Source organism: Ahrensia marina (assembly GCF_042140245.1).
Lineage (GTDB): Bacteria > Pseudomonadota > Alphaproteobacteria > Rhizobiales > MH13 > MH13.
Genome location: NZ_CP159483.1, coordinates 3,339,741 through 3,358,422 on the forward strand (window position 1 = coordinate 3,339,741; position 18,682 = coordinate 3,358,422).

Below are 18,682 nucleotides of genomic sequence, written 5' to 3' on the forward strand. Positions count from 1 at the left end.
GTGCGTCGCGCACATAACTTCTAGTTATGTGCTCTAAAGCTACAACACTCTATCAGACCAAAGCCCTGAACGAAGAAACATGGCCTGCATTCGAGCGGCTGGTGGACACCAACAATGGCGTTTGGGGCGGATGCTGGTGCCTTTGGTATCATAGCAAAAACGAGGCGGATCTACCCACGGAAGCGAAGCGCGAGGCTAAAGCCTGTCGCGTTCGCGAAGGGCGGGCGCATGCCTCTATGGTTTTTGATGGTACCAATTGTGTTGGCTGGTGCCAGTTTGGGTCACCGGACGAACTGCCGCGCATTCACAATGCGCGCGCGTATCTGGCAACACAGCCGGAACTTCCGGACTGGCGGATCACTTGCTTTTTCTCTGGCAAAGGCCATCGCGGCAAAGGGATCGCGAGTGCTGCGCTTGCCGGGGCGCTGGAACAGATCAAGGCTCTCGGCGGCGGGCGCATTGAGGGCTATCCGGAAGACATTGCTGGCCGGAAAGCCTCGCCGGCTTTCCTTTTCAATGGGGCTCTTTCCACCTTTGAAAGTCTCGGGTTCCGGCGCTCGAGGAAGATCGGCAAACACAAATGGGTCGTCGAACTTACCCTGTAGCGTGGAAGGTCTCTCGACAGCCAAGGGTGCTCAACCTCCTGGCTTTACCACCAAGGGCAGATCGTCAAAGAGCCGGGGCGCTTCATCGGCCTCTTGGCCACCGATCTGAGCCCCTTCAATCTGTAGCATTTTGAGCTTCGTTTCGACGCCGCCCGCCGCGGAAAACCCTGTCAGCCTACCTCCTGCACCCAAAACACGGTGGCACGGGACAATAATCGGAAGCGGATTGCGACCGAGTGCTTGCCCAACCTCGCGAGAGCGCCGTTTGTCGCCGAGTTCGAGAGCGATGGCGCCATAGGTTGAGGTCTGACCGGACGGGATCGTGCGGGCGATGTCGTAGACGCACTGGGCGAAGGGATCGACGTCTGCAAAGTCGCACACTATGCCTGAAAGATCAGTCCCATCTCCCGCGAGTAGTGCTCTGATGGACTGGATGACTGTTTGGATCACTGAGGGCGCATCGGCCTTCGTTCCAGCAGTTCGCTCAGCCAAACGGCGTTCAGTGGTGGTCGAACTGGGGTCGGGAAGACGAGTGGCGATGACTGCCTCGCCACGCCAAGCAATGCCGCAGTCGCCAAGGGAGGTTTCAAAGAGTGAAAAGTGCACCTGTGTCACATCTCGAAACTATGTGTGCTGCGCACACGGCGTCAAGTTGATGTGTGCAAGTCTGGCGCCTACCCTCTGCCCATCATGACCGACCATCTTATCAACCTCCTTGGAGCCGTTGGACTCGCTGTTGCCGACCGCCTTCAGGAAACAGCCCTGGCCGTGCTCCACCATGCCGGCGAGACGCCAGCGGCTCTTGTCGTCATCGGTCATGGACAAGGACCATCCAACAATCAGTTGCGGCAAATTCTGCGTCTTTCTCATCCGGGCACGGTGCGCTTGGTCGACCGTTTGGTCGCCGATGGTTTGGTTGAACGTCGGCAGGGTCGCGACAAGCGGGCGATTGCGCTTCACCTAACGGAACGAGGTGAAGCGATGTGTCGAGACCTGCTTCAAGGTCGCCGGTCGGCAATCAAACCATTCGTAGCGTCGCTCAACAAGCAGGAGCAAGGTCAACTCGAAGCGCTTTTGAGAAAGATGCTGATTTGCCAAGAACCGACACAAGCGGAACGGCGCACGTTGTGTCGGTTTTGCGACCAAGGCGTATGTACCAACTGCCCGATACCAGCAGACATTCCCGATGGGGTGTAAAACCTCGAGCTAAACGCTCACCGCGTCCCGTAACTGGCTTTCTGGCAACTCCGCCTTACTGCCCGCTGCAATCACCTCGCCACGCTGGAGCACTGTGAACCGGTCCGCGCGGGCGTAGGCGAAGTCGAAATACTGCTCCACCAGCACAATGGCCATGGTGCCTTGGTCGCGCAGATAGTCGATCACGCGGCCGATCTGCTGAATGATGTTGGGCTGGATGCCCTCAGTCGGCTCATCAAGCAGCAGCACTTTGGGTTTTAAAATCATCGCGCGGGCGATGGCCAATTGCTGTTGCTGACCGCCGGAAAGATCGCCGCCACGCCGCCCGCGCATCTCTTGCAGCACAGGAAACAGCTCGTAGATTTCGTCCGGCACCATGTGTTCGGACTTCGGCAGGCAGGCATAGCCGGTTTCCAAATTCTCGCGCACGGTGAGCAGTGGGAAGATCATCCGCCCCTGCGGCACGTAGCCAATCCCGTGCTGCGCGCGCCCATGGGCGCTCATTTTGCCAAGAACCTTACCGTCGAGCGTGATCGTGCCACCTGAGGCCAGGTGCACCCCCGCCATCGCTTTCAAGAGGCTGGTTTTGCCGACGCCATTGGTGCCCATGACACAGGTGACCTGACCGGCCTCAGCCTCCAGATCGACCCCGTAGAGGATCTGTGAGCCGCCATAATGCAGGGTGAGATCTTCAACCTTCAACATGTCATTTGTCCTTTGGCGCGATGTCGCGGGCGCAAAAGTCTGCAACTTTTGCTGACATCGCTTGTTATCTCCCCAAATAGACGTCGATGACGTCCTGGTTTTGGGTGACGTGATCGAGCGAACCTTCGGCGAGCACTGAGCCCTCGTGCAGCACCGTCACCTTGCAATCGAGGCGGCGGACAAACTCCATATCGTGTTCCACCACCACCACAGCGCGGGTCCCAGCGGCCTTTTTGAGGATGTCGGTGGTGTGCTCGCGCTCGGCCAGCGTCATGCCAGCGGCGGGTTCATCGACCAGCAGCAATTGCGGGTCCTGGGCGAGCAGCATACCGATTTCCAGCCACTGTTTTTGCCCGTGAGACAGTTCCCCCGCCTTGCGGGTGAGTTGATCACCAAGGCCAATTTCGTCCGCCAGTTTGGTGATGGCATCGGCGTCATCGGTGCTTTTCTTGAAAGCCAGAACACCGAACGGCGAGCGGTTTTTCTTCAGCGCCAGCAGCAAATTGTCTTCCACCGACTGGTCTTCAAAAACCGTGGGGCGCTGAAACTTTCGCCCGACGCCCGCGCGGGCGATCTGGCTTTCTGACAAGCGTAACAGGGATGTGCTGGTCTCGCCCCAAAGCACCTGGCCCTCATCGGGCCGGGTCTTGCCCGTCACGATGTCCATGAAGGTCGTCTTGCCCGCGCCGTTCGGGCCAATGATCGCGCGCAGCTCGGCCTCGCCGATCTCAAAGGAGAGATTGTTGATGGCTTTAAAACCGTCGAATGAAACGGATACGCCCGCGACTTCAAGGAGACTCATACTTCTGCCTCCTTCTCGCGCAGCGAGCCGGTGTCAGGGCCGAGATCGGCGCCGTGGCGGTCCGGCGTCTGGCGCCTGACCAGGAGATCGAACAACCCGCCAATGCCTTTGGGCGCGAACAGGGTCACCAGCACGAAGGAGAGGCCGAGCGCCACCTGCCACCAGCTCACCCACTCGATGGTGTAGAAGCCGAGATCAACATTGGGCACGCGTCCGCCGGTGAACCAGGTGCTCAACAGAGAGACGAAGGCTGCGCCGATCACCGCGCCGTAGAGCCTACCGCGTCCGCCAATCGCCACCCAGACCGCCAGATAGATCGAGGCGATGGGTGCGACCTCCGCCGGGTTGATGATGCCCGCCTGCGGGTAGTAGAGCGCGCCCGCGATGCCCGCCATCACGGCGGTCACGGTGAAGACGAAGAGCTTGTAGGCCTCGACCGGATAGCCAAGGAACCGCACCCGCGCTTCGTCATCGCGGATGCCGCGAATGACCGATCCGAATTTTCCGGACACGACCCAGGCCGCGAAGATGTAGGCGAGGCCCAGCGCCACGGCGGACGCCCAGAGAAACCAAACCGAGAGCACACTTTGGGGGACATGGGCGAGGCTAGGAATGTTCTGCAAACCCGACAGGCCGTTGTTACCGCGCAGGCCTGAATCGTTCTGGAAGAGGTAGAGCGCCAGCGCCAACGTCATCGCCTGGGTGAGGATGGAGAGGTAGACGCCTGTCACGCGAGAGCGAAAGGCCAGCCAGCCAAATACCAATGCAAGCAGGCCGGGCACCGCGACCACAAGGATGAGCTGTACAACCAAACTGTCGGCAAAGGCCCAGACCCAGGGGAACTCGGACGACCCAACTACGCCGAAAATCTGCGTGCCGATGGCATCGACGATTTCTTGGTCTGTCGGCGGCAGTTCAGCACCTGCCAGCGAGGCGATCACGATGTCCTCGGTGCGGGCATACATCAGCCACATGCCGATCATGTAGCCGCCGAGACCGAAGAAGGCGAAATGGCCGAGCGAGAGAATGCCGCAATAGCCCCAGACCAAATCCATGGCGATGGCGATGAGGCAGAAGCAGAGCGTCATGCCCAACGTTTTTACCATGGCGGTGGAGACAAAGCCCGTGCCGAGCCCTTCAGACAGCAATGTGACAGCGATAGTGAAAACCGCGAGCAGCGCGATGAAGATCATCACCGATGGGTTTTTGACAAGGAACGTTCTCTCCATCAGCTGTTTCCCCTCGCTCTGTTCGTTCCGAACAACCGCATGCCTACATCTCCGCCGCGCGGCCCTTCAGCGCGACAATGCCGCGGGGCCGGAACTGGATGAACAGGATGATGAAAAGGATCATGTACGTCTGGGCGGCGAGCGTGTTGGAAGGGTTCAAAAACTCAATGAACTTCTGCAAGCCGCCGATCATGCCTGCACCCGCCAGTGTGCCCCAGACGCTGCCGACACCGCCAACCACCACGGTCATAAAACTCTGTACGATGTATTGCTGGCCCATCTCGGTGGTCACCTGACCGAAGAGACCAATGGCCACGCCGGCAATCCCCGCAATGCCTGACCCGAAACCGAAGGTCAGCATGTTAATCTTGTCAGGATTGATGCCCATGGACGCCGCCATTTTAGGGTTCTGGGTGACGGCGCGCACTTCCAGCCCGAGGCGGGTCCTGTTCATGACGAAGAGGAAGATGGCCAGAAACACCAGCGCCAACACAAAGATCGCGATGCGAATGTAGCTGATCGCCACGACATCGTTGATCACCAAAGCGCCATCCAGCCACTCCGGCGCGGTAAACGGGCGTGCCTGGGTGCCGAAGATGTTCTTGGCAAGCTGTTGGAGCGCGATGGAGATGCCGAAGGTGGCAAGCAACGTTTCCAGCGGGCGATGATAGAGCCAGCGGATAATCAGCCGCTCCATCGCCACGCCAGCCCCAAATGTGACGGCAAAGGCAAGCGGTAGCGCGATGAGGATGGAAAGCGTCAGGTCCGGCACGAAAAGCTGCACCACATAACCAGTATAGGCCCCCATCATGATGAACTCCCCATGGGCCATGTTGATCACGCCCATGACGCCAAAGGTAATGGCAAGCCCGATGGCAGCGAGGAAATAAATCGAGCCCAGTGATAGGGCATCCAGCGAGAAATCGAGCGCCTGGTTGGCCATCAGATTGATTTCGATGGATTGCAGCGTGGCATTGGCCGCATCCGTCACATCGGACGAGCGCTCCGCATAGCTTTCAAAAAAAGTATGGGCGTCGAGCGCGGCGTCGATCTCGTCCTCGGTCGGCGTGGTGGGAACGGTGCCTGCCTCAGCAAGCGTCAGATACGCGGCAAGGCGCGCCTCGTCCGTGTTGAGGGTTTCAAGCGCCACGCCTGCGACTTGCCCGTTTTCGATGTTGGCGATCAGCTCGGCGCGGATGTCGGCGGGGGAGACGATGGCAGGGGCAAGGCGCGCATCAACGAGTTGCGCGTAGGCCTCTTCACGGGAGAGCTCGTCCGAGCCTGGCTCCAGAACGCGCGCCACATTGCGCGTGGCAGGCGGTTCAGGCGCAGCGGTGACTTCGGTGCGAGTGGAGATCAACGGGTTTAGCGCTGCCCGCACATCCAATCCAATGTCGCCAGCAAAGCTTTCAATGGCCGCAACGCGCAGCGCTTCGGCGTCTTCATAGGTGATGGCAAGGATGCGCTCTAAGCGCTGCTTGGCCGCCAGAATACTGGCGTCCTCCTCGCCGTCGAGCGATCCGCGTAAGGCCGCGAGATGGGATTCCTCTGCATCACGTGCGATAGCCGCCAGCGCTTCGCGCCGTGTTGCCGGATCAGGATCGGACAGCTGGAACTGCACCAAAGCCGCACCGATCAGCGAACGCACGCCGCCATTGGGACGAAGTTGGGAGAAGGTATCGCGCGTGATTTCTTCGACCGTTTCACCGGTGTCGGGATCGAGGGCCTGGTCGGTGCCGTCGATCTCTTGCCCAATGAAAAACAAGCCGTCGGCTTCGCGTTGATAGACAGAACGTGCTTGCCAGGCAGCCAAGAAAGCGGGCGCGCGTTCCAGTCCGCTTGAACCAAGCGCATCAATTGCTGGGCCGATGGTGCGGCGCGAGCTTTCTTCGATCAGCTCGCGATTGTCTTGCAGGATGGTTTGGACCGGCCCCAAGTCCTGAGCGAGCGTGTCCTGCGCAAGAACAGGGCTCACGATCAGGAGGGTCGCAGAGATCAGCGCGGCGATAATCAACAAAGCGCGAGAGCGGGCAGATTGGAACATTGAAATAGGGTGCCTCACGCGATGAACGGGGAGAGCATGGCCCTCCCCGCCCACAGGATCAGGAGAGAACCAAGCGGTTAGTAGTTTGATTCAATCTGCACGCAGGTGGAGGTCTCGGTGTTGTACATTCCGCAACCAAGACCTGGCCAATCGGAGGTCAGAACCGCTGACTCAGGCAGATAGTCGGTCCAGGCATCGCCCGGAACTTCTTCGGTCTGCGAGATAATGTCGAACTGACCGTCATCACGGATTTCGCCGATCAGAACTGGCTTAGTGAGGTGGTGGTTGGGCAACATTTCTGCCGTTCCACCGGTCAGGTTCGGTACGGTTTGGCCGTACATGGCATCACGCACGGCATCCACCTCGGTGGTGCCAGCCTGCTCAACCGCCTGCACCCACATGTTGAAGCCGATATAGTGCGCCTCCATCGGATCGTTGGTCACGCGGTTTTCGCCAGCAAAGGCCTTCCACGCAGCCACGAATTCCTCGTTGATTTCAGCATCGGCAGACTGGAAGTAGTTCCATGCCGCCAGGTGACCTTCCAAGTTGGACGTGTCGAGACCAGACAGCTCTTCCTCACCCACCGAGAAGGCAACGACCGGAATATCATCGGCTGAGATGCCCGCAGCGGCCAGCTCGCGATAGAAGCCGATGTTCGCATCGCCATTGATGGTGGAAATGACGCCCACTTTCTGACCGTCAGCGCCCAGCGCCACAACGTCAGCCACAATGGACGACCAGTCAGAATGGCCGAACGGTGTGTAGTTGACGAAGATATCGTCCGCCGCGATGCCCTTGGACTGTAGATAAGACTCCAGGATGTTGTTGGTCGTGCGTGGGTACACATAGTCGGTACCTAGCAGCGCAAACTTCTCAACACCCAACTCTTCCAGGAAGTAATCGGTTGCAGGGATCGCCTGTTGGTTCGGTGCGGCGCCCGTGTAGAATACGTTTTTGGAGCTTTCTTCGCCTTCATACTGCACCGGATAGAACAGAAGGCCGTTCAGCTCTTCGATCACCGGCAGCACGGATTTGCGGCTCACGGAGGTCCAGCAACCGAACATCACATCACAGCCTTCCACCGAGATCAGCTCGCGCGCTTTTTCAGCGAACAGCGGCCAATCTGATGCCGGGTCAACGACCACAGCTTCAAGCGGACGACCAAGCACACCACCCTTGGCGTTTTGCTGTTCGATCAGCATCAGCATGGTGTCTTTGAGTGTGGTTTCAGAGATTGCCATCGTGCCCGACAGCGAATGGAGAATACCGATCTTGATCGGCTCACCCTGCGCCAGAGCGCGCAACGGCGTAAACGGAAGCGCAGTGGTGGCCAGCAAACCGAGCGCACCACGGCGCGTCATCATGAAGGATTTCTTCGACACGGTTTTGGTCATTGGGGGGAGACTCCTAAAAGCTTTTGCAACTGCCTGCGCTTTGCCAAAACGGGTCGTCAGGCATGCGGACGCATGGAGCTAAGCAAAGGGGTCCGGTGGGTGGCAAATAGGTCGGATGGCTAGGTTTTAACCAGTGATGAAAATTTCATCATTTTTACGAGCGTCAACTTTGCTGCGCTGCTCAAAACACAGGCCGATTAAGCGGTGAGATCGGTCAGATGACGCAAATGAATGCAGAAGCGGAAATTGTGTGCAGGTGCTCAAAATAGTTTGAAAAGGACCGTTAAGCTTCCGCAGGGCGCCTAGTAATCGCGCTCAAAGAAGATACCGAGCGAAGATTCTCCGTCCGAACTCACCGACCCACGCGCTGTCAGATCTTCGGTCACGTCGAGATTGATCGTCGTCCGCGCTTGCCCACCGGTGCTTGCTTCGACGCCCACATAGACATTTTCTTGCACATATTGCGTGGCCCGCACTGCCGGATTGCCTTCATCATCGGTGATGACATCAAGGTCGGAGAGGCCAAGCCCATCGCGCAGATCGCCAATGACCGAACCTTGAGAGTTCCCCGCCAATTCGTTGGCGGCGAGTGCCAACTGCGCGATCTGGAGCGGCGATAGCTCGTTGAGGCCACGGTCAAAGATGAGGCGGGCTAACACTTCATCCTGCGGCAGTTCTGGCTCCGATGACAGTGTAAGCACTGGATCGGAGATACGACCGCGCACGGCAATCACAACGGTGATCGCATCACCACTGGTGCGCGCAACGATGTTGAGGAACGGATCCATATCGCCGACCAGGGTGATCGAACCCTGGCTGAGCGCGATACGTTGGCCGAGAATATCAAAGCGACCACGCAGCAGCTCAAAAGCGCCAACCGGTTGAACAGCGTTGGTCGTGCCGGTGAGCCGAACTTGGCCGCCCAGTTCAGCGTTTACGCCACGCCCGCGCACATAAATCTGGTTAGGCGCGCTAACCAAAACGTTGAGCCGCAAGGCCGCACCACTCTGGCGATTGCTGCCTCCTTGGCTCACGCCGCGTGCGCGTTCAAACGTGTCACGCACACGCTGCGAGGGTGCGATATGTTCCACTTCGATGAGGCCAGCGGCGGAGTCAAAACTGCTTGGAATTTGAATTTCGGTTTGGCGCACATTAATCGTGCCGGCCAAGGTTGGCGCATTGGCCAAGGAGCCCGTGATCGTGAGGCCACCATCCACGGTGGTAACAATCAGCGTGCCATCGGCGTAGCGTACCCCATTCAACCCAATGCGCAGGTCGGCAGGCAAGGCATCGCCCAGACCAACAGTGCCGGATGCGTTGATGGACCCGCCGCCACGCACCTGCGCGGAGGCACGCTCAATCACCGCCTGCTGACCATCGAGGCGCGCAGCAAGGGTGACGTCCGTGAGGCGGATGCCAGTGGATGGATCCACCACTTGCCCCCCTGACACGGCAAGCGAGCCAGTGATCTGCGGATTGGCCAACGAACCGCGTGCGTTGGCATTGATGGTGCCAACACCGGAGAGTTGCGTGCCTCGATCAGCAGCAAAACGTTCGGCGAAGCCGAGTGGCAGCGTACCGCGCACATCGACATTGAGGCCACTGCCCGACAGTGGAATGCGCCCGTTGGCGGTGGCTTCGATCCCTTGCCCGGCGTTTAAGGTTGCCGCGGCAAGCTCGACCACATTGTCGGCGTAGCGGCCATTGGCGCGAAGCTGTGCTGACGACAGGCCGGCTGCGCGCAATTGCGGTGCAGAAATGCCGTCGGCGGCCACCGTGAACGCGCCGGATGTTTGGCTGGAGGCCTGAAGGCTGGCAATGGCGATCTCGCCAGCGCGCAGTCTTTGGCCATTCAATGTGCCGGTGATTTGTGGGGCTCTGAGGGCATCACGTACTGAGACATCAAAACGGGCTGTCCCTAGGCGGGCATCACCAAAGGCGGCGTTCTCAGCAGAGCCCGTCAAAGCGATGGCTTGGCCATCAGCGGCAGGCTGAAGCATGACATTGGCGTTCACCGCGCCACTGGCATTTTGCAGAGCGAGCAATGCAAGCGTTCGGATGTTGGTGGCGTTCAGCACCAAATCACCATCGAGCAGACCGGTTTCGACTGCTTGACGCACATCGCCAGTGAGCGTGGCACCATCGGTTTCCAGGCGCAGATCGCTTACCTGCCGAATGTCAGGCCCGGCGATGAGGTCCGCGCTCAGATCGACCGGTGCGCTACCAAACTGGACTGAGCCATTCAGTGCGCCGGAGAAGGCGTCCTCATCCAACAGCCCGGAAAGCGTGATATCGGCATCGCGCAGGCTTTGCTCGTAAACGCGACCGCTGGGTACAGCGAGAGAGGCACTAAGCGTGTACGGACCGCCCTCGCCTTCAACCGTGGCATTCAGGTTGGCGGTGCCAGACGCGCCAGGATTGATGTGACGCAGATCATCAAGTTCGGCCTGAAGAACCAAGTCCGCTGCGGTCGACGAAAGCGTTCCGTCCAAGCGCAAGGCAAGTTGATTGTTGCGGACTTCCAGCTCGCGGGCTTCTGTGCCCTCCGCATCACGCTTCAAGCCACCTGTGATCCGCGTTTGCCCGGCCAGCAAGCGGTCGGCCACATCATCGCCAATCTGTAGACCGTTGCCGGTGCCGTCCAGATCCAGATCAAAGCCGCCGGACAGGGCATTCAAGGTGCCTTGCGCAACCAGTTGCATAGCGCCAGCAAGATCGCGGCTCGCCAGTCCGCTGAAAGGCGCCAGCGTGCGCGCATCCAGAACAATTTGACCGTCAAACACACCCGTTTCGACCTGCCCATCGGCTGCAAGCGTGAAAGCATCGCCATCCACCCTCAAACCGTCGAGCGAAACCGGGTTGCCTGCCTGCCAAGCACCGGAAAGGCGTAGCGCAATCTGACGACCCAGCGCGTCAACAAGCGCCTGATCATCAGCGGAAAAGCCTGTTGCCTGACCAGAGCCTTGGAACGCGAGCGCACGGCGTGCCGCATCAGCAAGGTTGGCACTCTGGCCAGTTAGATCAAAGCGAACCGTTTCAATGCCCAAAGCGTCGGTGGTCAGGCCATCAAGACCGAGCGAAGCCTGCCAGTCACCATTCGTGCCACCATACGCCACGTCCAGTGCGCCAGCGCGAGCACGGGTGGCTTCACCTGGCACCGGAAGCAGAACACTGGTTTCACCTTGAGCTGCAAAGCTTGCGTCCAGATCAAGCGCTGTCAGAAACCCGTCGGACGCTGTGGCGGCGCTTGCCTGAAGTGTAAGAGTGCCGCTGTCCAAGTCCAAACGATCCAGTTGGAAGCCGCCCTCGCTTGGCAGCGTGCCGTTGGCGGTAAGTGTGGAGTCAGCACCGAAGAAACCGCGATAAGCAGGAGCGATGAGTGCCGAGATCGGACCGCTGAGATCAGCGTTGAACGAGCGGCCGCCCGCAACCTCTTGCAGCCGCAGGCCACCACCGAGCACGCGGCCCGCATCGGTGTTGAGTGCCAAGTCCACTGTCAGATCATCCAGCGGGCCGTTGCCGGTAAGCGAGAGGTCTACCGGCGGACGCCCTTCGAGATTGAGCAGATTGGCAACCACGCCGTCGGCAGGCTCTTGCAGTTGAAAATCGAGCGCCAGTTCGGTGGAGCGCTCGTCGTAAGCAGCACTGAGGTTCAGTGATCCACCCGGGCCATCCAGGCGGGTGACATCAAAGCTGGTGTCGAGTGATCCATCGGCAAGCGCGATGCTGCCCTCACCGGTCAAAGTCGCGGCCAACCCGAACAAAGGCTCACCAAGCGTTGCTTCGCCAATAGCCAAGCGATCAATGTTCACCGCAACCGGCAGATCGGGCAATTCGAGCGCTGTGGCTTCCGGTGATGGCGGCCGATCTTGCGGCAGCGGCATGCGCGGCCAGTCGATGGTGGCTGCCGACAGGCTTTCAATCTCGAGGCGGGCACGGAAAAGCGCCGAGCGGTCCCAGACGATCTGCGCGTCGGTCAGCCGTAACCAAATACCTTCATCATCGGCGATGGTGATCTCAGCGATTGTCGCGTTCGAAGACAGGGCGCCATCGATGCCGTTGATCCGAATGTCGCGTCCAGGTGTGGAAAGTTGTTCTTCAACAAAGCTGAGGAAGCGCGAGCGCTCCTGCGCTTCATCGTTCTGCCCCCGCACTGGCAGAGCTAGGAACGCGGCCGCCATGACCAAGGCAAGACCAAGTGCGAGAAGAGGAAGACGCCAGACCATCAGAAGGCCTGCCCTATGCCAAGATAGACAGCGACATCAGGATCACTGTCACGCGGGTCAAGCGGCGTTGCTACATCCAGACGGATAGGCCCGAGGGGTGTCAGATAGCGGATGCCACCACCAACACCGACGCGAACATCCTCGTTGAAGTCCGACAGGCTATCGGCGCCAACGTGACCGAAATCGGCAAAGGCCACCACGCCCAGCGTGTCGGTTACGCGCGCGCGCAGTTCCGCCGAGCCTTCCAGCAAGAAGCGCCCGGCCGTGATCTGCCCACCCGACTGAGTAACGCCGATAGAGCGGTACTCGTAGCCGCGCACTGATCCGCCGCCGCCAGCTAAGAACAAACGGTCCGGGGCTGTGTCAGCGATGGATGGACCGATCAGTGATGCAGCTTTCAAGCGGCCAGCAAGGACCAGGCGGTCATCGAAACCCAAAGACTGGTAGGCGCGGCCTTCGCTCGAAACCACCACACCTGGATTGCCGCGCGAGAATTCGTAGAACGGTTCCACCGCGCCTTCCAAAAAGAAGCCAGACGTCGCATCGGTCGGCATGTCGCGGCTGTCATAGGTGAGCCGCGCTTCAAAACCTGCACTGGTGAACTCGCGCTGACCAAACACCGTATCGTCAAAATGGGCATGGCGGCCTTCAATTGCGAAACGCCCGGTGAGTTCCGGGGTGAACGGGTGTTCCAGCCCCAGTTCGCCGGAAACCGATGTGCGGTCATAGGCATCAATCACCTCGCGCTCGGCGATCAGCGATGCAATCAACCGGGTGTCCGGCGTGATGACGCCGGGGCGGGTGAAGGTGGCGCCAAGGCGGTAGGTGAAGTCTTCCGGGTCGGCGCTGTTGATCCCTGAGATACGACCATCCAAGCGCAACCGTTCAGCACGGCCAAACAGGTTGCGATGCAGCCAATAGGCTTCCAGGCCAAGACCATCGACCGAAGAAATGCTGCCACCGGCACCAATGCGCCGCAGCGGCATTTCCTGCACAAAGATCGTTTGAGGCAAGCTGCCATCAGCGGCGAGCGCCGCAGCCTGCTCGATGCGCACAGAGCGGAAGACCTCCAATGACGTCAGCCGTGCGTTCGCCTCAGCAATGTCGTCGGGGTCGTACTCTTGGCCGGGTGGCAGGTCGGCCATATAGGTGATGAAGTCTGGGTCCATGCGCTCAGCACCTTCAATGGCAAGACCGCCATAGGTTGCCCTGCCATCCGGTGCCAATGTGATCGTCACGTCCACCGTACGGCTGGGGTGGTCAGCTTCAACGGCGCGGCCATCGCTGTTAGCAAGGGCATGACCCTGCTCGTGCCAGGCGCGTACGGCCACACGCTCAGCCTGCAAGATAACACCAGACTTTGCCGGTGCGCCTGGAACAAAACCAATCTCCAGCAGCGTTGGCACCTCATCGCGCGGATCACTGGTTTGCGGCGCAGCGTTGACGATTTGCAGAACACCGAAGCTGTAGAGCGGGCCTGGCTCGATGCTGATATCCACGTTGACCGGCTCCACCAGATCAACATCGGGTTCAATGGCTGATGCTTCCTGCCCGTTGACGCGGATCGAGATCACACCGCCATAGTGACCTTGAGCGTACAGCGCGCCAAGCAATCGGCGGTAGTCGCTGCGCGCGTCAGCCAACAGCCCAGCAGAGCCAAGGGCCGGATCATCGCGGCCACGCCAAAGCGCCGAGGCGCGGCGCAAAGCGTCTTCATCAAGATCAGTGTTGCCGGTCGCGGCAATGGTGACCTCGGCCTCGTAGGGCAGCGGTACACCAACACTGAACTCTGTCTCATCCTCAGCTGCGCCAAAAAGCTGAACGCCGAACAACTCAAACGCATAAGAAGGGGTGGCTGGCAGAAGCAGTGATGCAACGCCAATCGTGACCGCGAGCAGCCAAGCGGAACAGGACGATAGACAGGAGGCGCGGACAATCCGCCTATGCGCATTCACGATCGTGCAGTCCGACCCTACTCAAGAAACAGCGGTGTCTTTGTTGCGCGGCATCGGTTGGTCTCGCGCACCCCACAAAGGCACCTGCATGGGTTTACCCAAACAGTATCAACTTACAACCTTTACGCATGGTTCCCAATCACTTGGCATTGCGAAGTGGCGAGCGTGCCACAACGGGACTCCAGGGCCGTGTCGCCTAAGCGATCCGGCGCTCTTACCCTTCGCACTTTCCAAACATTGACAGGCCCTATGGCATTTCACATCCTCACTAACTAACCAGTTAGTTAATTATATAAGGGAAACGTCATGAAGAGTGCCTACCGTTCGATAAGCGCTGTTGCAGCTTTATCTGCAATGATTGTCGGCGCACCCGTCGCCCAAGCTGAGTGGCAGCCAGATGGACCTGTTTCCATCGTCGTGCCTTGGTCCGCTGGTGGCTCCACAGACACCGTAACCCGTGTGCTGGCCGGCGAGCTGACGGAAGCGTTGGGCCAGAACGTTGTGATTATCAACCAACCCGGTGCTTCCGGCTCGGTGGGCACACGTTCGGTTTGGGACGCAGACCATGACGGCATGATGATGGCAGCCGGTGCAGCGGCAGACCTTGGTGCCTATCCCGTGCTCGGCATGCTGGATGCCACTCTTTCTGATTGGCGGCTTTATCTGCACGTGGCCAACCCTGGCCTGATTTCTGTGCCTGCTGACAGTGACATTGAAGATTTCGGTCAGCTGTTGGAAGCGCTGCAAACCTCCGACGAGCCGCTCACCGTGGCAACTGCTGGCCTTACCTCAGCTGGCGCTATTGCCATGGGCGCCATTGAAGGGGCGGCTGAGATCAACTACCGCCAGATCGTCTATGAAGGCGGCAACCCAGCCGTTATCGCCACCGTTGCAGGTGAGACTGATTTCACCTCACAAACGGCGACCGAACAGGTGGACATGATCCGTGCTGAGCGCTTGCGCCCGCTTGCCGTGATTGCCTCGTCTCCCTTGGAGCTGGATGGCTATGGCACGGTGCCGCCCGTAACCGATTGGTTGGCCGATGTGCAGAGCGCCAACAACTATTTCGGGGTTTGGATCCCTGCCGATGCCCCGCAAGAGGTCTTCGATACGATGGACGCCATCTGGGAGAACAGCATCATGGACTCTGAGGCCATGAAAGCTTTTGCTGCCGAGCGCGGCGCCTTGTTCGACCCATCCTATGGCGATGCCGCCCAGGAAGCAGCCATGCCAATGCTCAGCATCAATGCCTGGCAGCAGTATGATGGTGGCACAGCGGAAAACAGCCCGGAAGACTTCGGCATTCCGCGCCCCTAAAGCATCCTAGCCATCCACGGCCCGGCTCCTTGCTCTCAGGCGCCGGGCCTTTTTGCCCTTGGCGAGCGGCTCAAAACCTCGCCAATTGTGTTTTTCGATCCTTATGGAGTGACCAGCGCACATGGACGGTGTCGGCCAGTTCTTTTCGGCTGCCTTTGCAATTGGGGCCTCGCCTCAAGTGCTCTACGTCTTTGGGGCAACGTTCCTGGGCATCGTCGTGGGCATGATCCCCGGCCTTACAGCCACATTGGGCGTGGCTTTGGTGGCCACCCTCACCTTCACCATGGCGCAAGATGTGGCAATCCTGGTGCTGGTGTGCGTTTACATCGGCGCGATCTATGGCGGCAGCCGGTCAGCCATTCTGCTCAACATTCCTGGCACACCTGCCAACGCCGCCACGGCACTGGATGGTCACCAATTGGCCGTTCAAGGCAAGGCGGGCGACGCGATGGTGATCGCCACCATCGGCTCTTTCTTGGGCACTGTGGTTGGCATGATCGGATTGGCGATGATCGCACCGCTTTTGGCCGAGTTCGCGCTGGAATTCACGAGCTTTGAGTTCTTTTGGCTGGCGATTTTCGGCATTGTGATTTGCGGCCAACTCACCGCCATGGGCGACCCGCTGAAAGGCTGGATCGCGGGGTTCTTTGGGTTGGCCGTCGCCATGGTGGGCCAAGAGAGCATCCACGCCTATTCGCGTTACACCTATGGCTATCAGGATCTGGAAGGCGGACTTGGTCTGCTGCCAGTGCTGGTGGGTGCTTTTGGGTGCGCAGAGGTGCTGTCGGTTATGCGCAACCGGGCAAGCGAAATGGTGGAGCATGTCGCGCGCACTTCCCGCGCGTCGTTCTTTGCGTTTACAAAGTATACCAAGACTTGGATGCGCTCCGGCCTGATCGGCACGTTTATGGGCGTGGTGCCTGGAGTGGGCGAGGATATGGGCGCCTGGGTTTCATTGGCCGCTGCGCGCCGGGCGTCGAAGACCCCAGAGAAGATCGGCAAGGGGTCGGTCGAAGGTTTGCTGGCCGCTGAAACCGGCAACAACGCCGCCGTACCAGGCGCCTTTGTTCCTGTGCTAACGCTCGCCATTCCCGGGTCTGCACCTGCTGCTGTTCTGCTGGCGGCGATGGTGATCCACGGCCTTCGCCCGGGTCCACTCATCATGATGACGCAGCCGGACTTCTTCTACTCCATCGTGGCCATGGTGTTTTGGGCCAGCCTTGCGATGCTGGTGCTTGGTCTGCTCATGACACGGCCTTTGTTGATGATCCTAAAAGTGCGGCGCGAATGGCTGATGGGCGTCATCTTCGTGCTTTGCGTGGTTGGCGCGTTTGCCATTGCATCGCGGCCCTTTGATGTGGGCGTTATGATCTGCTTCGGGATTTTGGGATTTTTGATGCGCGAGACCGGCTTTCCGGTCGCTCCGATGATCCTTGGCGTGGTGCTTGGTCCGATCTTGGACTCCAACCTGCGCCGAAGCCTGGCGCTCAGCCAAGGAGACCCCGTTGATTTTGTCACGCGCCCGATCAGCGCAATCATCGCTGGGCTTGTGCTGCTTTCCATTCTGCTTGCCATGCCTTGGGTGAGGCGCGGTTTGGCACGCGCCCACGGACAGGTTTTCAACCGATCTGGGAGGGCCAATCCGTGAGCAACCCGACTGTTCTGGTGAGTGGTTATGGCGCGTTCGGTGCCCGTCATGCAGCAGCTTGGTCGCGCCTAGGCGCCAACGTGCTGATCAGCGATCCATGCGCGAACGCGAAGGCGCGTGCTGAAGCCGATGGTTTTGCGGTCGACACAATCAGCGCTGATCTTGATGCGTTTCTTCCGTTGGTGGATTGCGTGGACATTGTCACGCCGCCGAGCACCCATTTAGCTTTGACCGAACAGGCCCTTGCTGCCGGAAAACCAGTTCTTCTGGAAAAGCCTGCCGTACCAAACCTTGATGAAGCGCACGCTCTGATGGATGCGCAAGCGCGCAGCGGATGTCTGGTTCACGTGAACCTGATCTTGCGTGCGCATCCGATGACCACACGTGCACGAGAGGTTTTGCGCCAAGGCGATCTGGGTGATCTCATCCTCATGGAAGGGCGGTTTTGCGGATGGAAACGGCGTCACTGCGATGTGGCGCTTGAAGAGAATGACGGCGTTCATTTTCTTGATCTGATGCAGCTTTTTGCTGGAGCAAGCATCACCCAGATCGGTGCACAAGCTCTTGGATTGCCGAACCATGGTGATGTTGACGACCTTTGGCTCACGACGCGGCACGCCAACAGTGTCGCAGGTCGTCTGGCCCTTGGATCAATCGTGCCCGGCACAGGGGTGGATGCATTTGTTCCGGGGGCCCAGACCGACAAGGTTCTACGCCTGATCGGCACCACCGGCTGTTTGACACTTGATTACAACGCCAACCGGCTGACCTTTCAGGCCGTTCACTTTGAGCGCTCTGCGCGCCAGCTCGATGTCACGCCCTCGACCTCGTGGAACGAAGCCTTTCCCGATGCAACGCCTGACAAACTGTTGGAAAACAGCGCCAAGGCCTTTCTTGCGGCCACCGATGGTCGAGCGCCACCCATGGTGTCCTTGCACGACGGCGCGCTTGAGCTAACGCGGGTGCTGGCGGCCATTCCGACAGCACAGCAAATTGCCAGCGCTGCTTTTGTTCCCATCGATAGGGTGACGGTATGAGCGCGCCTTCACCTGACATGCGTGCGCCGTCGCATCGCACCGATACGGTGCTTGGCCTGGTGGTCACCGCGCTTGGATCAGCTATTCTCATTGGCGCGCTTGCCATGCCGCGCTTTGAGCATCGCTCTGCCGATCCGCTCACCGTACCTGGCATCACGCCCGGTCTGCTCGGCGCGATCATTCTGGTGCTCGGCGTCATCCTCACCATCCGCGGCGCCAGTCGTCGCAGCACCGACGCAGCCCTTTCCATCACCCATTGGACACCACGCGCGGTGAAGCGCACTGCCTTCACACTCGCCGCGCTGCTGATCTACGGTTTTGGCTTGTTTGGCAATCTGCCGTTCGTACCCGCTACAGCGGTTTTCATTTTTGGTTTCACCGTCACGGTGGAACTGATGCGCGCCGACAGGCGCGCCTCCCTCGCTCAAACACTCCTTGGCGCTGCGGTCCTTGCGGTGGTTGCCAGCCTCGTCATCTGGGCGGTGTTTTCCAAAGTCTTTCTCATTCAATTGCCGGGATAATC

14 protein-coding genes are annotated in these 18,682 nt (G+C 59.5%); 6 read left to right on the forward strand and 8 right to left on the reverse strand.

Annotated features, from left to right (window positions below; all coding sequences use genetic code 11):
- Positions 1 to 26: 26 nt before the first annotated feature.
- On the forward strand, positions 27 to 605 hold the full coding sequence (locus ABWH92_RS16175) for a GNAT family N-acetyltransferase (RefSeq protein WP_375570113.1): 579 nt from the start codon (positions 27 to 29) through the stop codon (positions 603 to 605).
- Positions 606 to 635: 30 nt separating this feature from the next.
- On the opposite strand, the gene ABWH92_RS16180 is transcribed toward ABWH92_RS16175, so the two are convergent.
- On the reverse strand, positions 636 to 1,220 hold the full coding sequence (locus tag ABWH92_RS16180) for a methylated-DNA--[protein]-cysteine S-methyltransferase (RefSeq protein ID WP_375570115.1): 585 nt from the start codon (positions 1,218 to 1,220) through the stop codon (positions 636 to 638).
- 75 nt (positions 1,221 to 1,295) lie between these two features.
- Here ABWH92_RS16180 and ABWH92_RS16185 point away from each other — a divergent pair, with 75 nt between their 5' ends.
- On the forward strand, positions 1,296 to 1,802 hold the full coding sequence (locus ABWH92_RS16185) for a MarR family winged helix-turn-helix transcriptional regulator (RefSeq protein ID WP_375570117.1): 507 nt from the start codon (positions 1,296 to 1,298) through the stop codon (positions 1,800 to 1,802).
- A gap of 9 nt (positions 1,803 to 1,811) precedes the next feature.
- On the opposite strand, the gene urtE is transcribed toward ABWH92_RS16185, so the two are convergent.
- The 7 genes from urtE to ABWH92_RS16220 all read right to left on the reverse strand — a co-directional run bounded on the left by urtE (position 1,812) and on the right by ABWH92_RS16220 (position 14,157).
- A complete protein-coding gene (urtE, locus tag ABWH92_RS16190) occupies positions 1,812 to 2,507 on the reverse strand; it encodes an urea ABC transporter ATP-binding subunit UrtE (protein ID WP_375570119.1) in 696 nt (231 codons plus the stop codon).
- A 64-nt stretch (positions 2,508 to 2,571) separates the two neighbouring features.
- Positions 2,572 to 3,309, reverse strand: a complete 738-nt coding sequence (gene urtD / locus ABWH92_RS16195; protein WP_375570121.1) for an urea ABC transporter ATP-binding protein UrtD — start codon at positions 3,307 to 3,309, stop codon at positions 2,572 to 2,574.
- Complete coding sequence (urtC, locus tag ABWH92_RS16200) at positions 3,306 to 4,538, reverse strand: urea ABC transporter permease subunit UrtC (protein ID WP_375570123.1); 1,233 nt, start codon at positions 4,536 to 4,538, stop codon at positions 3,306 to 3,308. The genes urtD and urtC overlap by 4 nt, the downstream gene beginning before the upstream one ends.
- Before the next feature lie 43 nt (positions 4,539 to 4,581).
- On the reverse strand, positions 4,582 to 6,582 hold the full coding sequence (gene urtB / locus ABWH92_RS16205; RefSeq protein ID WP_375570125.1) for an urea ABC transporter permease subunit UrtB: 2,001 nt from the start codon (positions 6,580 to 6,582) through the stop codon (positions 4,582 to 4,584).
- Positions 6,583 to 6,659: 77 nt separating this feature from the next.
- On the reverse strand, positions 6,660 to 7,976 hold the full coding sequence (urtA, locus tag ABWH92_RS16210; protein ID WP_375570127.1) for an urea ABC transporter substrate-binding protein: 1,317 nt from the start codon (positions 7,974 to 7,976) through the stop codon (positions 6,660 to 6,662).
- 302 nt (positions 7,977 to 8,278) lie between these two features.
- On the reverse strand, positions 8,279 to 12,202 hold the full coding sequence (locus tag ABWH92_RS16215) for a translocation/assembly module TamB domain-containing protein (protein WP_375570129.1): 3,924 nt from the start codon (positions 12,200 to 12,202) through the stop codon (positions 8,279 to 8,281).
- Positions 12,202 to 14,157 carry an autotransporter assembly complex family protein gene (locus ABWH92_RS16220; RefSeq protein WP_375570131.1) on the reverse strand — a complete coding sequence of 652 codons (1,956 nt, stop codon included), beginning with the start codon at positions 14,155 to 14,157 and terminating at the stop codon, positions 12,202 to 12,204. Before ABWH92_RS16220 ends, ABWH92_RS16215 begins: the two co-directional genes overlap by 1 nt.
- 306 nt (positions 14,158 to 14,463) lie before the next feature.
- Between ABWH92_RS16220 and ABWH92_RS16225 the strand changes: the two genes are divergently transcribed.
- The 4 genes from ABWH92_RS16225 to ABWH92_RS16240 all read left to right on the forward strand — a co-directional run bounded on the left by ABWH92_RS16225 (position 14,464) and on the right by ABWH92_RS16240 (position 18,680).
- Positions 14,464 to 15,474 carry a Bug family tripartite tricarboxylate transporter substrate binding protein gene (locus tag ABWH92_RS16225; RefSeq protein WP_375570133.1) on the forward strand — a complete coding sequence of 337 codons (1,011 nt, stop codon included), beginning with the start codon at positions 14,464 to 14,466 and terminating at the stop codon, positions 15,472 to 15,474.
- Positions 15,475 to 15,595: 121 nt separating this feature from the next.
- A complete protein-coding gene (locus ABWH92_RS16230; RefSeq protein WP_375570135.1) occupies positions 15,596 to 17,122 on the forward strand; it encodes a tripartite tricarboxylate transporter permease in 1,527 nt (508 codons plus the stop codon).
- A complete protein-coding gene (locus tag ABWH92_RS16235; RefSeq protein ID WP_375570137.1) occupies positions 17,119 to 18,159 on the forward strand; it encodes a Gfo/Idh/MocA family protein in 1,041 nt (346 codons plus the stop codon). The genes ABWH92_RS16230 and ABWH92_RS16235 overlap by 4 nt, the downstream gene beginning before the upstream one ends.
- The gene (locus tag ABWH92_RS16240) at positions 18,156 to 18,680 is read left to right on the forward strand and encodes a tripartite tricarboxylate transporter TctB family protein (protein WP_375570139.1); all 525 of its coding nucleotides are present in this window, start codon (positions 18,156 to 18,158) and stop codon (positions 18,678 to 18,680) included. The genes ABWH92_RS16235 and ABWH92_RS16240 overlap by 4 nt, the downstream gene beginning before the upstream one ends.
- The last annotated feature ends 2 nt before the right edge of the window (positions 18,681 to 18,682 follow it).